The 12,973-nt window shown below is 52.3% G+C and carries 12 protein-coding genes, 1 tRNA gene and 1 pseudogene; 7 read left to right on the top strand and 7 right to left on the bottom strand.

Annotated elements, in window-relative coordinates; genetic code table 11:
- From G462_RS0111980 to G462_RS0111970, 3 genes and pseudogenes are all read left to right on the top strand, one after another.
- Positions 1-199, top strand: a pseudogene (locus tag G462_RS0111980) (hypothetical protein); the annotation flags it as partial.
- Between the two features lie 579 nt (positions 200-778).
- A complete protein-coding gene (locus G462_RS0111975; protein WP_026959199.1) occupies positions 779-2,173 on the top strand; it encodes a GIY-YIG nuclease family protein in 1,395 nt (464 codons plus the stop codon).
- Positions 2,174-2,181: 8 nt separating this feature from the next.
- Positions 2,182-3,069 carry a hypothetical protein gene (locus G462_RS0111970; protein ID WP_157378610.1) on the top strand — a complete coding sequence of 296 codons (888 nt, stop codon included), beginning with the start codon at positions 2,182-2,184 and terminating at the stop codon, positions 3,067-3,069.
- 77 nt (positions 3,070-3,146) lie between these two features.
- Here G462_RS0111970 and G462_RS0111965 read toward each other — a convergent pair.
- The 5 genes from G462_RS0111965 to rpsU all read right to left on the bottom strand — a co-directional run bounded on the left by G462_RS0111965 (position 3,147) and on the right by rpsU (position 7,903).
- Positions 3,147-3,223, bottom strand: a tRNA-Ile gene (locus tag G462_RS0111965).
- A gap of 116 nt (positions 3,224-3,339) precedes the next feature.
- Complete coding sequence (gene rpoD / locus G462_RS0111960) at positions 3,340-5,169, bottom strand: RNA polymerase sigma factor RpoD (protein WP_026959197.1); 1,830 nt, start codon at positions 5,167-5,169, stop codon at positions 3,340-3,342.
- 124 nt (positions 5,170-5,293) lie between these two features.
- Complete coding sequence (gene dnaG, locus G462_RS0111955; RefSeq protein WP_026959196.1) at positions 5,294-7,054, bottom strand: DNA primase; 1,761 nt, start codon at positions 7,052-7,054, stop codon at positions 5,294-5,296.
- Between the two features lie 164 nt (positions 7,055-7,218).
- Positions 7,219-7,662, bottom strand: a complete 444-nt coding sequence (locus G462_RS0111950) for a GatB/YqeY domain-containing protein (protein ID WP_026959195.1) — start codon at positions 7,660-7,662, stop codon at positions 7,219-7,221.
- 25 nt (positions 7,663-7,687) lie between these two features.
- Positions 7,688-7,903: a 30S ribosomal protein S21 gene (gene rpsU / locus G462_RS0111945; protein ID WP_016403353.1), complete on the bottom strand. Its 216-nt coding sequence runs from the start codon at positions 7,901-7,903 to the stop codon at positions 7,688-7,690.
- A 215-nt stretch (positions 7,904-8,118) separates the two neighbouring features.
- On the opposite strand from rpsU, the gene tsaD reads away from it, so the two are divergent.
- Positions 8,119-9,135 carry a tRNA (adenosine(37)-N6)-threonylcarbamoyltransferase complex transferase subunit TsaD gene (gene tsaD, locus G462_RS0111940; protein WP_026959194.1) on the top strand — a complete coding sequence of 339 codons (1,017 nt, stop codon included), beginning with the start codon at positions 8,119-8,121 and terminating at the stop codon, positions 9,133-9,135.
- Positions 9,136-9,175: 40 nt separating this feature from the next.
- On the opposite strand, the gene plsY is transcribed toward tsaD, so the two are convergent.
- On the bottom strand, positions 9,176-9,772 hold the full coding sequence (gene plsY, locus G462_RS0111935) for a glycerol-3-phosphate 1-O-acyltransferase PlsY (protein WP_026959193.1): 597 nt from the start codon (positions 9,770-9,772) through the stop codon (positions 9,176-9,178).
- Between the two features lie 116 nt (positions 9,773-9,888).
- Between plsY and folB the strand changes: the two genes are divergently transcribed.
- Genes folB through G462_RS0111920 form a run of 3 tightly spaced genes read left to right on the top strand, consistent with a single transcriptional unit; the run spans position 9,889 to position 11,600 of the window.
- A complete protein-coding gene (folB, locus tag G462_RS0111930) occupies positions 9,889-10,263 on the top strand; it encodes a dihydroneopterin aldolase (protein ID WP_026959192.1) in 375 nt (124 codons plus the stop codon).
- Positions 10,264-10,265: 2 nt separating this feature from the next.
- Complete coding sequence (folK, locus tag G462_RS0111925; RefSeq protein ID WP_026959191.1) at positions 10,266-10,748, top strand: 2-amino-4-hydroxy-6-hydroxymethyldihydropteridine diphosphokinase; 483 nt, start codon at positions 10,266-10,268, stop codon at positions 10,746-10,748.
- Positions 10,749-10,796: 48 nt separating this feature from the next.
- On the top strand, positions 10,797-11,600 hold the full coding sequence (locus G462_RS0111920; RefSeq protein WP_026959190.1) for an undecaprenyl-diphosphate phosphatase: 804 nt from the start codon (positions 10,797-10,799) through the stop codon (positions 11,598-11,600).
- A 52-nt stretch (positions 11,601-11,652) separates the two neighbouring features.
- Here the strand turns inward: G462_RS0111920 and G462_RS0111915 are convergent, their stop codons facing one another.
- A complete protein-coding gene (locus G462_RS0111915) occupies positions 11,653-12,894 on the bottom strand; it encodes a multifunctional CCA addition/repair protein (protein WP_026959189.1) in 1,242 nt (413 codons plus the stop codon).
- Positions 12,895-12,973: the final 79 nt, after the last annotated feature.

The following is a 12,973-nucleotide window of genomic DNA, read 5'->3' as shown; positions in this document are numbered from 1 at the left end:
AAAAACGGAGTTCTTGAAAGCCAGCATCAGGCCCAAAGTCGAGCACCCGTTTCGCATCATCAAATGCCAGTTTGGTTTCGTGAAAGCGCGGTACAAAGGCTTGATGAAAAACGACAACCAGCTAGCGATGTTATTCGCACTTGCCAATCTTGTTCGGGTTGACCAGATGTTGAGGAGCAAGCAGCACCAGTGTGCCTAAAATCTGGGAGTAGCCCAGATAAAGGGCCTGAAACGGGCAAATTCGGCAGTTATTCGGCCACAATGATTCAAAATCTCGGAATCAGAAAATTCGAGAAAGAGAAAATGGTCGGTTTACGCGTACGAGTGGCTTGATCGCACCTTCCCTAGTTTCCTCTATATCTGTTAATGAATGTCCACTGTTGGCCGCTAGTATGAAAGCCGCGGCAAGTTAACTGATAGTCGCCTTTGAGGAGCCCTTAGATAGAGCGGGAGCAAAGCAATTGACTTCCATGTCAGCAATGTGATTGTAAAGAAGAACCCGGCGTTGTGCACGGAGAAGGTATAAGCCTGCTGCTGTAGTGCCTAAGAACGATAGATTTTAGCGCGGGTGGATAGTCAATCTTTACCCTGGGTGCACAGCAAGTATTGCCTGCGCTTCAACTTTTTCCAGTAAACATGGTTAGCTAAACTATTGGTATATATGAATTTTATGGAAAAGATCCCTGTAAGTAATGTAAGGCTGTGCTAATGTGAATCCTCACTCGCCGAGGCATCATCAAGGATGAGCCTTTCTTTCTTCGAGGATAATGGAGTATTGATGAAAGAACTTCACCAGCTTACCCCCCTGCAAAACCAGATCGTCGATAAATCCATCGACAACGTAAATCGCAAACTTATCGCGGGATACCGCAACCGCAGCTTAAACAAGCCCACGACTGGCAATACGGTTAAGGCCGCGACGGCCAGTGACGCCATGGACGTCGCCAATCGAGGGCAAATGTGGAAGGAGATGATTGCCAAGTCCTTCTCCCATGGCATCGGCTCTATATCAACGCTTCAGTTTGATAGGAGCTTCACGGTGCAAGGCGGGCAAGCCCAGGGCTTGGAACAGCAACCTGACAAGCCCGGTGTATATGTGGTTTACGATAGCAGTGGCAACATCCGCTACATCGGCGATTCAAGCAATGTTAACGAACGTTGGCAGAAGGGACATTTGGGGGAGGGGAACTCCGACAAGCCCTACAAGCTAGATAAAGAGCTAGCTGAAGGGTGTACTGTAAAGGTTATTGATTGTGACAGTGTGGAAACAGCCGCGGCTTTAGAAGCGGCACTGATCGATGAGGTTGGTACAGAAAACCTGATTAACAGTCGCACTGAGCTCTCTGGTGAACAAACTAGCCGTTCCAATATCGAAGCAAAGAAAATCAAAGAGCGTATGGGCTCTGCGGCTAGCTTGGCTGGAGGCGCCGCCATTGAGGGGGCTAAAAATGGTGGATGGGTGATGCTAGAACAGCTGGTTGCCGATTGCCTTAAAGCGTTGAAAGATGAAATTGTGGACCTGTTTTACAGCGGTGAGCCGGACCTACTAGAGCGCGTAAAGCGCCTGCTTAGCCGGTGGTTTGAGTCAATTAAGCAACAACTCACGAACGTACGCGACTTTGCCAAAGGGGTGTTTGAATTTGTAGTTAATGCTCTTAGTAAGGCGATTAGTCAGGTCTATCAGCTTGCTCGCAACCTGTTTGACTTGGGCCACGCAGCATGGAGCCTGTACAAGAATAAAGAGACGATGAGCAAAGAGGAGCTTGTCAGCAAAGTTACTGAGACGGTGGTGATTTCAGCCAATGTATCGTTCTGGAGCAGCATGGACATGATGCTGGAAGGACAACTATTTCCACTGGTAGGCCCTGCCGCTCCCATCCTTTCCGCACTGATCTCTGCATTGGGCTTTGGCCTATGCAGTAACTACTTGAGCCAATTTGTTCCCAAGATTGTTGAGTACATCTACGGTGGGTTTGCTGAGACAAAAGAGCAGCTTCGCGAGTCGGCGTTGCAACTGGTGGAGTCATCGCAAATGAATATGCGATTGCTGGTTGAGCTGGAGGCCTATGCCGCATCAAGTGTAGGGCTGATGCAAGATGTAACAGAACACGAGCGCAGGCTCTCAGAGCTGACGCCAAGAAACGCCACGATTAGAAGCGAAGTCGACTTGTAGTAGAGGGAATGATGGATTTAGTACACAAAGTGGGAAACAACTCTCCAGTTAATAAACAGGTCGATGACCTAGTTGCGCGTTTTGATGGCATGAAACAACGCCTGAGTGAGTCCATGGGAAGTGTAAAGGAAATCAACTCGGAAGAGATTGAAGTTGGTTTTCTTAAAGGTCTTCGAGGAAAAACCGATGCCCAGATTGCAAAGCAAGTAAATGCTCTTGGCAAGAACTTACTGGAAACACAACTAGTGGTTGAGTTTTTAATTGAACTAAATCACGCAAAAAATGAGGTGCTTAGAGGTTTTTTCGATGCTCTGGTTCGCAAGTTGGTCGAGCTGGACAATGAAAGCCAAACGATTGTGGGTGACCAAGACGTATCGAAAGCAAACGAGCGTAAGATCGTTTTAAAGATTAAAGAGCAGATAGAAGCTCGCCTGAACATGGAGTCGAAGATTGAAAATAACAGAGTTGAGATTGGTGCCAACCGAGAAGAGATAGAAGCAAACAAAGAGCTTATTGAGGGTAACCGAGAGCAGGTAAGTGATAACTCTCAAGCCATTGATAGCAACCGTTCATCGATCACCAATAACAGCTCGTCCATCGTTGAAAACAAGCAAAACATTAGCTCAAACTCACAATCAATCAGCGACAACAAAAGTAGCTTGGAAGGTGTGAAACAGCAGCTCCATGAGCTTACGCGCGAATGCGCCAGCCAGCATGTTCTCCAAGATGGGCTGCAACGTCAGTTAGATAAGCTGGAAGCGCGAGTACAAGCGTTGGAAAGCTCAACAGCAACAAACAGTGCATTACTCAGCCTGCGCAAGCAAACCTTGCTAACGGCACTGCTTGCTTTGTTGGCGTTGACACTCACCGGGTTGTCTATCGGGGGCGTTGTCTAGAAGCGACGTTTGCATCGTCAACTGGTCAAATAGCAAAAAGGTTAGCAACTATTCCAGTGCTAACCTTTTTCTGTATTTGGTGGCCCTTGCCCGACTTGAACGGGCGACCAAGCGATTATGAGTCGCCTGCTCTAACCAACTGAGCTAAAGGGCCTGATTGTAAGGTTTCTTAGAAAAGAAACAGGCAGGATTATAGGGAATCCTGCCTGTTGTGTCTATTGCCGATAAGTGCGTTCGCTCAAATCTTAAGCGAAGGCTAGGGCCTTGATTTTACTCGTCTAAGAAGCTGCGCAGTTGCTCTGAGCGGCTTGGGTGACGAAGCTTGCGCAGGGCCTTGGCTTCGATCTGACGGATACGCTCACGGGTTACGTCGAACTGCTTACCTACCTCTTCGAGGGTGTGGTCAGTGTTCATGCCGATACCGAAGCGCATACGCAGTACCTTGGCTTCACGCGGGGTAAGGCCAGCCAGTACGTCTTGGGTGGCGTTCTTGAGGCTTTCACCGGTGGCTGCGTCAACAGGCATAGCCAGGGTGGTGTCCTCAATGAAGTCGCCCAGATGCGAATCTTCATCATCACCGATGGGGGTTTCCATGGAGATCGGCTCTTTGGCGATCTTCAGAACCTTACGGATCTTGTCTTCTGGCATCATCATGCGTTCTGCCAGCTCGTCTGGGTTTGGCTCGCGGCCCATCTCTTGTAGCATCTGACGGCTGATACGGTTGAGCTTGTTGATGGTCTCAATCATATGTACCGGGATACGGATGGTACGTGCCTGGTCGGCAATCGAGCGAGTAATCGCCTGACGGATCCACCAGGTTGCGTAGGTCGAGAACTTGTAACCGCGACGGTATTCGAACTTATCCACCGCCTTCATCAGGCCGATGTTACCTTCTTGGATCAGATCCAAGAATTGCAGGCCGCGGTTGGTGTACTTCTTGGCAATCGAGATTACCAGACGTAGGTTCGCTTCAACCATCTCTTTCTTAGCGCGGCGAGCCTTAGCTTCACCGATGCTCATGCGACGATTGATGTCTTTAATTGAGTGAACCGACAGGCCGGTTTCTTCTTCGATCTGCTTGAGCTTGAAGATGCTGCGGCGGATCTCTTCTTCAACACGCTTAAGCGCAGGAACATGGCCTTTATCGCTCGCCAGCTCTTTATCTAGCCACTCAGAGTCGGTTTCGTTACCAGCAAAGGCACTGACGAAGGCTTTCTTCGGCATCTTCGCTTGGTCGCAGCTTAGCTTAAGTACCAGGCGCTCTTGGGTGCGCACACGGTCCATCATGGTACGCATGCTGTCTACCAGGCGGTCGAACAGTTTTGGTACCAGGCGGAAGGTGTGGAACACTTCGCTTAGCTCTTTGATCTCTTTGCGGGCTTCTTTGGACTGACGGCCATGTTTTGCGATGGCGGCTTGAGTAATCTCGTAGTGCTCACGCAGGGTGTCGAAGCGCTCTTTGATCAGCTCTGGGTCGAGGCCGGTATCTTCTTCTTCCTCGTCCTCGTCTTCGTCATCATCTTCATCATCGAGGTCTTTCTCTTCCAACTCAGAACCTACGTGGGTAGCGGTTGGAGCGGCGGTGTCTACCTCGTCTTCGCTGATGAAGTTACTAACGATGTCGCCAATTTTCAGCTCTTCAGCTTGGTATTGGTCGTACATCTCCAACAGGATGGAGATGGTTTCAGGGTATTCAGATACACTGCGCTGTACTTCGTTGATGCCTTCTTCGATACGCTTGGCGATGTCGATTTCGCCTTCACGGGTTAGCAGTTCAACGGTACCCATTTCACGCATGTACATACGTACTGGATCAGTGGTGCGGCCTAGTTCAGATTCCACCGTGGCAAGTGCCTGGGCTGCAGCTTCGGCAGCATCTTCGTCGGTGGTATTCTCAGCCAACATCATGTCATCGGTATCGGGGGCTGCTTCGAGCACCTGAATACCCATGTCGTTGATCATTTGAATGATATCTTCAACTTGATCGGAATCTACGATGTCTGCAGGCAGGTGATCGTTCACCTCTGCATAGGTTAGATAGCCTTGCTCTTTACCTTTAGCTAAAAGGATTTTGAGTTGAGACTGTGGAGTTTGTTCCATAGATGTCATCCGAAGTAGATTAAGCTAGCTTTACCGATACGAAAGCGCTCGGGCGCAAACGTGCCATTCTATCAAATGTGGGTATTTTTTGCCAATTCAAGGGCCAACTAATAAGTCTTTACTGTCAAGTTTTCAGCTCGGTCATCAAAGTCTGCATTTCTCGCTTTTCTTCGGGGCTAAGTTGTCCTTGTAGGGACTTCACCGTTAGCTGATCGAAGCGTTGATGGAGTAGCTGGTCCACAAAGCTGGAGATGGTATCGTCCAGCTCTTCTTGGTAGCCCTGTTCATCGATCTGCAAGTCATAGCCAGCCAGCAGGTTTAGGTGCTTTTGTTGCGGCAGATCGCGCCAACGCTCCAGCAACTGGGCGGTGGTGATATCGGGCTTTTGCTTGATGTGTTCCAGTAGTTCTAACAGGATCTCGATGCCTTTTTGGTCGAGGCTTTCCAGCCCTGGAACTGTAGGTACCTGCAAGCCGATCTGGGGCGTTTGCAACAACATGGCAATGGCCTTACGCATAGGCGTAAGGCTAAGTTTAGTCTGTTTAACGTTCGCTTGGGGGCGATTTTTTTTAATCTGGGCCAGCTCGGTATCGAGCCGGTTGCGCAGCCAGCGATTACGGGTCGCCAGCTCGGAGAGCAGGGTTTCTTTGTAAAACTCCGCCGGAATTTGGTTAATCAGCTGGTAGGCCTGCGAGGCTAAATGGCTCTTGCCGGCGTCGGTGCTGATATCGATATCTTGGGCGAGTCGCTCGAACAAGAACTGCGACAGCGGCATGGCTTGCTGCATGCGCTGCTCGAAGCCGTCTTTGCCTTCTTGGCGCACCAAGCTGTCGGGATCTTCGCCGTCGGGCAGGAACATAAACTTCAGTTCTACCTCGTCGCGCAGTTGGGGCAGGGCGTTTTCCAAGGCCCGCCAGGCGGCATCTCGGCCAGCGCGGTCACCGTCGTAACAGCAGATAATCTGACGACTGGCGCGGAACAGCGTTTGCAGATGCTCTGGGGTGGTCGAGGTACCCAAGGATGCGACCGCATAGTCGATATCGAACTGGGCCAGCGACACCACATCCATATAGCCTTCCACCACCAAGATCTGTGGGATCTTGTTGTAGGCTTGGCGCACTTCATACAGGCCATACAGCTCTTGGCCTTTGTGGAAGATCGGTGTTTCCGGCGAGTTGAGGTACTTAGGCGTACCGTCGCCGAGAACCCGTCCACCAAAGCCAATATAACGACCACGCTTGTCGCGGATCGGGAACATCAGCCGGTCGCGGAAGCGATCATAGCAGCGGCCCTTGTCGCTCTTAATCGACATGCCTGAATCGAGCAGCATCTGCTGAGCTTGTTGGCCGAACAGCTTGTTGAGCGAGTCCCAAGCATCGGGCGCATAGCCAATGGCAAACTTTTGCGCGACTTCGCCACTGAGGCCCCGGCCTTTAAGGTAGTCGATCACCTTTTGTTTTTCTGGGTGTTCGCGTAGCTGCTGCTGGAAGTAGCGGGTGGCATGCTGCATCAGCTCGTACAGATCTTTGGCGTACTGCTTTTGCTGCTGGTTTTGCTGGGGATTGAACTTGCCCCCACGGCCCTCTTCACGCTCCACTTCCATGCCCATCTGGCCGGCGAGCTCTTCCACGGCTTCGACAAAGTCGAGCTTGTCGTACTCCATGATAAAGCCGATGGCATTACCGTGGGCACCACAGCCAAAACAGTGATAGAACTGCTTGTCGGGACTGACCGAGAAAGACGGGGTTTTTTCGTTGTGGAAGGGGCAACACGCCGAGTAGTTTTTGCCGGTTTTTTTCAGGCTAACCCGTTGATCAATCAACGATACAATGTCTGCTCGTGCCAGCAGGTTATCGATAAATTGTTGGGTTATACGTCCAGCCATAAAGTCTCGAACAGGCGCCTATGGAAAATTACCGTGAAGCGGATTAGAAAAGAGTGCCCTTAACTTAAGAGCCTATCAATACGCTTTTGTTCAATACGCAAGAAAACAACAAGCCGTGATCCCAAAAATGAGAGCACGGCTTGCCAGATTGAAGCTAACGGGATTTAGGCGAGTTGCTTGCGTACAGCGGCGCTAATTGCGCCCATGTCAGCTCGGCCTTGTACTTGTGGTTTAAGTACGCCCATTACCTTACCCATGTCTTGCATGCCAGCGGCACCAGATTGACTGATGGCAGCAGAAATCAGCTCGCTGATCTCTTCTTCGCTAAGCGGCTTAGGAAGAAACTCTTCCAGCACAGTGATCTCAGCCAACTCTACGTCGGCTAAGTCTTGACGCTCGGCTGCAATAAATTGCTCGGCGGCGTCTTTGCGCTGTTTCACCTGCTTAACGATGATTGCCAGAACTTGCTCATCGTCAAGTTCAATGCGCTCATCAACTTCACGCTGCTTAACAGCGGCCATTAGCATACGCAAGGTGCCAAGACGTTGCTTGTCTTTAGCACGCATTGCGGCTTTTTGTTCATCCTGAAGCTGGGCTTTTAATGACATGGTATTGCTTAACTCTTAGTGCTTATTAGTACAAGCGAACGCGACGTGCGTTTTCACGAGCCAGCTTTTTAGCGTGACGCTTAACAGCAGACGCTTTAGCACGCTTACGAGCAGTGGTTGGCTTCTCGTAGAATTCGCGACGGCGAACTTCAGAAAGAATACCTGCTTTTTCGCAAGAGCGCTTGAAGCGACGTAGTGCTACGTCGAATGGTTCGTTTTCACGTACTTTAACGATTGGCATATGCCTTTCACCTTCCGGTTGTAGTTGTGAGGCCGAGCATAATTCAGCCTGGGTGATTAAAAATGGTGCCGAATTTTAAGCCGATCCCACTGTGCTTGTAAAGCCCAAATGTGCTGGCTGGTGAAAAATCCACGACGCAGGTAAGATATGCGCGTTTTTTAATTGGCTAAACTTACAGCGCTTGGGCAAACCTGAGGCTGACACGGGAACACTGCATGCGAATTCTAGGTATCGAAACCTCTTGCGACGAAACTGGCGTAGCAATCTACGATGACAAGCTCGGGCTATTGTCGCACGCCCTTTATAGTCAGGTGAAGTTACATGCAGATTACGGCGGGGTAGTGCCTGAGCTGGCCTCGCGCGACCACATCCGTAAGACCATTCCCTTAATAGAAGAAGCGCTCAAAGAGGCCAATTGCGGCAAAGACGAGATCGATGCGATTGCCTATACCGCCGGCCCGGGCTTGGTGGGCGCGCTATTGGTGGGCTCGCTGACCGCCCGCAGCTTAGCCATGGCCTGGGAAGTACCGGCAGTGGCGGTGCACCATATGGAAGGCCACCTGTTGGCGCCGATGCTAGAAGATACCCCGCCAGAGTTTCCTTTCTTGGCGCTGCTGGTATCTGGCGGCCACACCATGATTGTGGAAGTGGACGGAATCGGCGAGTACACCATTCTTGGCGAGTCGATTGACGACGCCGCCGGTGAGGCCTTCGATAAAACTGCCAAGCTATTGGGTCTGGATTACCCGGGCGGCCCATTGCTAGCGCGCTTGGCTGAGAAAGGCGTACCCGGCCGCTTTACCTTCCCACGCCCCATGACTGACCGCCCCGGTCTGGATATGAGCTTCTCAGGCCTTAAAACCTTTGCCAAGAACACCATCGATGCCGAAGGCGACGATGAGCAAACCAAAGCGGATATCTCGCTGGCCTTCCAGCAGGCAGTGGTCGATACCCTGATCATTAAGTGCCGCCGCGCGCTTAAAGAGACCGGCCTGAAACGCCTAGTGATTGCCGGTGGGGTAAGCGCCAACACCTCGCTACGCGCCCAGCTCGGTGAGCTAATGAAAAGCCGTGGCGGTGAGGTGTTCTACCCGCGCAACGAGTTTTGTACCGATAACGGTGCGATGATCGCCTACGCGGGTATGCAGCGCTTTAAGGCTGGACAGGTGCAGGATTTGAGCATCGAAGCCAAGCCACGTTGGCCGCTGGATCAGCTGCCGCCTGCTAAATAAAACATCGCCAGTGAAAAAACAGAGAGATATCGAAGGGTGCTTAGCGTTCTTTACGCTTAAGCACCTTACTTTCGGAATGGCTACGTAGCCGCGAGATATTACCCTGATGGCGCATAATAATCAGCACCGAGAGCATGGCAACCGGCAAGGTGTAGGCGGGCTTAATCCACCAGGTGTAGAGCGGCGCCATGGACACTGCGACAATCGCCGCCAGCGATGAATAGCCGCGTACCCACAGCGTTAACAACCACGTGCCAATCAGCAGCGCGCCTAAATCCAGCCCAATCGGCAGTACCCCTCCGAGCGCTGTCGCCACACCTTTGCCACCCTGAAAGTGAAAGAATATCGGGTACATGTGCCCCAAACAGGCGGCGATTCCCACAAAGCCCAGCACTACTGGCGCTAGACCTGCAAAATAACCGAGCCATACTGGAATGGTGCCCTTGAGCATATCGCACACCAGTACTAAGCCTGCAGGCAGCTTGCCGCCGAGGCGGTAGACGTTGGTGGCACCAGGGTTATTGGAGCCAGATTGGCGGGGATCGGGAAGTTTAAACACGCGGCAGATTAGCACGGCGCTGGAGATGGAGCCGAGGAGATAGGCACAGCTAATAAAGGCTAATCCGGTAAGACCCATTGTCTACAAACGTTCCCCCTGCCATGGAATTGGGTTATTATCGCGCACCACCGAATCATACGCTGTTTTATAACCCAAGGCTATTGGTGGACCACTCAGCTGACCTGATGAGTTCTATGGATAAAGTAATAATTCGCGAGCTTACCTTGCTCGCCAGCATTGGTGTTTACGACTGGGAACACCAAATCCAACAAAAACTGGTTATCGACCTGGAAATGGGCTGGGACAACCGTCCGGCTGCGGCCAGCGATGATATCGCTCTAGCGCTCGACTATGCCTCGGTCAGTCAGGCGGTGGGCGAGCTGGTTCAAGGGCAACACCACAAACTGGTGGAAACCCTGGCCGAGAAGATTGCCGCCATGCTGCTTAACGATTTCTCCACCCCTTGGGTCAAGGTCAGCTTGAAAAAGCCCGGTGCGGTGCCCAATGCCGCCACGGTTGGGGTTGAGATCGAACGTAGCGGCGCTGAACTGCCACAAGCAGGACGATAGTGATGGCAGAGATCTTCGTTGGCATTGGCAGCAACATCGACCGTGAGCAACATATTGCCAGCGGCATTGATATGCTGCGCGAGGCCTTTGGTGAGCTCAGCCTGAGCCCCATCTATGAGAGCGAGTCCTTTGGCTTCTCTGGCCCCAGCTTCTTTAACTTGGTGGCCCGTTTTGAGTCGTCAAAGAGCATCGGCGAGGTGTTAGCTGAGCTAAAGCGCATCGAAGCGGCCAACGGCCGAGTGCATGGCGCGAAAAAATTTGCCTCTCGAACCTTAGATATTGATATCCTGCTCTACGATGATGTGGTGTGTTCACAACCGTGTGAACTGCCTCGTGGGGAAGTATTGGAGAACGCCTTCGTGCTTCGCCCGCTAGCTGAGTTGGCCGGTGAGCGGATTCATCCAATTGCAAAACAAAGCTACCACGCGCTGTGGCAAGCTTTCGATAAGCAATACCAACCGTTAAACCGAGTCAGCTTAACCTGATAGCTTAGGTTCGTAAGCCGGTTTCCAGTTTTAAAATAGTAGGTACTTATGTCCACCATTGAAGTAGTGGTCTTGTCCCTTATCCAGGGATTGACTGAATTCTTACCCATTTCCAGCTCTGCCCACCTGATCCTGCCTTCGCAGTTGTTAGGTTGGGATGATCAGGGCCTGGCCTTCGATGTTGCCGTGCACTTTGGTAGCCTGTTCGCCGTAATGGCTTATTTCCGCACCGAGATCCTCTCCATGCTTAAGTCGTGGATTGCTTGGTTTGGCGGAAAGCGCGACCCGGAAGCCACCCTTGCGTGGTTTATTATCTTCGCCACTCTACCTGCGGTGTTCTTTGGCTTCTTCGGCAAGGACCTGATTGAGATGTACTTGCGCTCTGCCTGGGTGATTGCCTGTACCACCATCGTGTTTGGCATGCTGCTGTGGTGGGCCGACAAGAGCGGAGTGCGCCGCTTGGGCGAGTACGATATCAGCTGGAAGCAAGCCATGGCGATTGGCTTTGCTCAGGCGATTGCAATCATTCCCGGCACCTCGCGCAGTGGTATCACCATGACTGCAGCTTTGATGCTGGGCATGAAGCGCGAAGCGGCGGCTCGCTTCTCTTTCTTGTTGTCGATTCCGGTGATCTTGGGCGCCTGTGTGCTGCTCACCAAGGATATCGTTGATACCAATGTAGCCACCCCAGATTGGTCGGCGCTGGCAATGGGTATTGTGCTGACCTTCTTCAGCGCCTACGCCTGTATCCACTACTTTATTAAGTGGATCAGTAAACTGTCGATGACCCCGTTTGTGATCTACCGGGTATTGCTGGGCATTGGCTTGGTGGTGATGCTAACTACCGGCTAGATAAGGGTAAGTCAGCCACGGTAGTGGCTGGCTACATCGATACGATGACTGTTTAAGAGGCGTGGTTTGCTAACCACGCCTTTTTTGTATCGCTGATCACCGCTATCCGCTGCTGGCCAAGCTGTTCGCGGATCTCCGCGCCTTTATAGCCGGCAGCAACGATGGCTTTTACATCCACCGCTTGGGCGTTTTGGTACTGCAGCCACAGATAATCGGCAGAGGGGTAGGGCTTGCTCTGCCAGCCTAAGCGGCCGCGGTAATCGGCGATGCAGGCTTGCAAGATCTGCTGGAAGCGCTCGCCCTTGCGCCAAGCGTCGGTCTTGTTCAGCAGTTTGAGCACGGTGGCAGGCTTTAGCTCAGCGGCGCTATGGATGGTGATATGGTATTCAGCCACGAGTAGCGCTAAGTCGCGGTAGTGGTTGGGCACCTTAAAGCGCTCGCAGAAGGCCTTGATCCGCGGCATACCCGCCGGGCCATGGTTGGGGTGCGAGGGCAGCTTGTCTTTTGGCGTGAGCGCCTTGCCAAAATCATGGCATAGCGCAGCGAAACGCACCTCTTTGGCAAAGCCTTCATCGACCGCTTGCTTGAGTACCATCATGGTGTGTAGCCCGGTGCAGATCTCCGGGTGATACTCTTTGCGCGCAGGCACGCCGTAGAGCTCATCGAGCTCGGGGAACAGCACCTTCAGCGCCTCGGCTTCGCGTAGCACTTCAAAGAACACCTGCGGATTTTGGCAATCCAGGCTGCGCTCCAGCTCGCTCCACACCCGCTCTGGAGTCAGGCTCTCCAGCTCACCGGAGTGGGCGATATCGCGCATCAACGCGATGGTCTCATCGGCGACCTTAAAGCCAAGATGGTGGAAACGGGCAGCAAAACGGGCGACCCGCAACACCCGTAGCGGATCTTCCACAAAGGCCGGGCTGACATGGCGCAGCAGCCGCTGTTCCAGATCGCGCTGGCCACCGTAGGGGTCGTGGATCTCGCCGTTGGGCGATTGGGCGATGGCATTGATGGTGATATCGCGGCGGATCAGGTCTTGCTCGAGGGTAATGGATTCGTCGAAATCGCAGATAAAACCGGTATAGCCCTGACCTTTTTTACGCTCGGTACGCGCCAGTGCGTACTCTTCTTGGGTGTGCGGATGCAGGAACACCGGAAAGTCTCGGCCCACTTGGGTAAAGCCCTGATCGAGCATCTGTTGCGGGGTTGAGCCAACGACCAAATAGTCACGATCTTTCACTGCCAAACCCAGTAAGTTGTCGCGCACTGCGCCGCCAACTAGATAAATCTCCACGCTCGTCTCACTCTTGCCGATCCACAAAATCTTTGAACGCGGTATTATATACCCGAACTACTCCAAGGTGCAGGATTCG

The organism is Aliagarivorans taiwanensis DSM 22990 (assembly GCF_000429505.1).
Classification (GTDB): domain Bacteria; phylum Pseudomonadota; class Gammaproteobacteria; order Enterobacterales; family Celerinatantimonadaceae; genus Aliagarivorans; species Aliagarivorans taiwanensis.
This window is presented reverse-complemented; position numbering and strand designations above follow the sequence as displayed.

Bases quoted from the DNA above. Each gene is read 5' to 3' on its own strand.
- G462_RS0111970 (WP_157378610.1), top strand. From the start codon at position 2,182: ATGATGGATTTAGTACACAAAGTGGGAAACAACTCTCCAGTTAATAAA.
- G462_RS0111920 (WP_026959190.1), top strand. From the start codon at position 10,797: ATGTCCACCATTGAAGTAGTGGTCTTGTCCCTTATCCAGGGATTGACT.
- G462_RS0111950 (WP_026959195.1), bottom strand. From the start codon at position 7,662: ATGTCATTAAAAGCCCAGCTTCAGGATGAACAAAAAGCCGCAATGCGT.
- G462_RS0111975 (WP_026959199.1), top strand. From the start codon at position 779: ATGAAAGAACTTCACCAGCTTACCCCCCTGCAAAACCAGATCGTCGAT.
- tsaD (WP_026959194.1), top strand. From the start codon at position 8,119: ATGCGAATTCTAGGTATCGAAACCTCTTGCGACGAAACTGGCGTAGCA.
- dnaG (WP_026959196.1), bottom strand. From the start codon at position 7,054: ATGGCTGGACGTATAACCCAACAATTTATCGATAACCTGCTGGCACGA.
- rpsU (WP_016403353.1), bottom strand. From the start codon at position 7,903: ATGCCAATCGTTAAAGTACGTGAAAACGAACCATTCGACGTAGCACTA.
- folK (WP_026959191.1), top strand. From the start codon at position 10,266: ATGGCAGAGATCTTCGTTGGCATTGGCAGCAACATCGACCGTGAGCAA.
- rpoD (WP_026959197.1), bottom strand. From the start codon at position 5,169: ATGGAACAAACTCCACAGTCTCAACTCAAAATCCTTTTAGCTAAAGGT.
- plsY (WP_026959193.1), bottom strand. From the start codon at position 9,772: ATGGGTCTTACCGGATTAGCCTTTATTAGCTGTGCCTATCTCCTCGGC.
- folB (WP_026959192.1), top strand. From the start codon at position 9,889: ATGGATAAAGTAATAATTCGCGAGCTTACCTTGCTCGCCAGCATTGGT.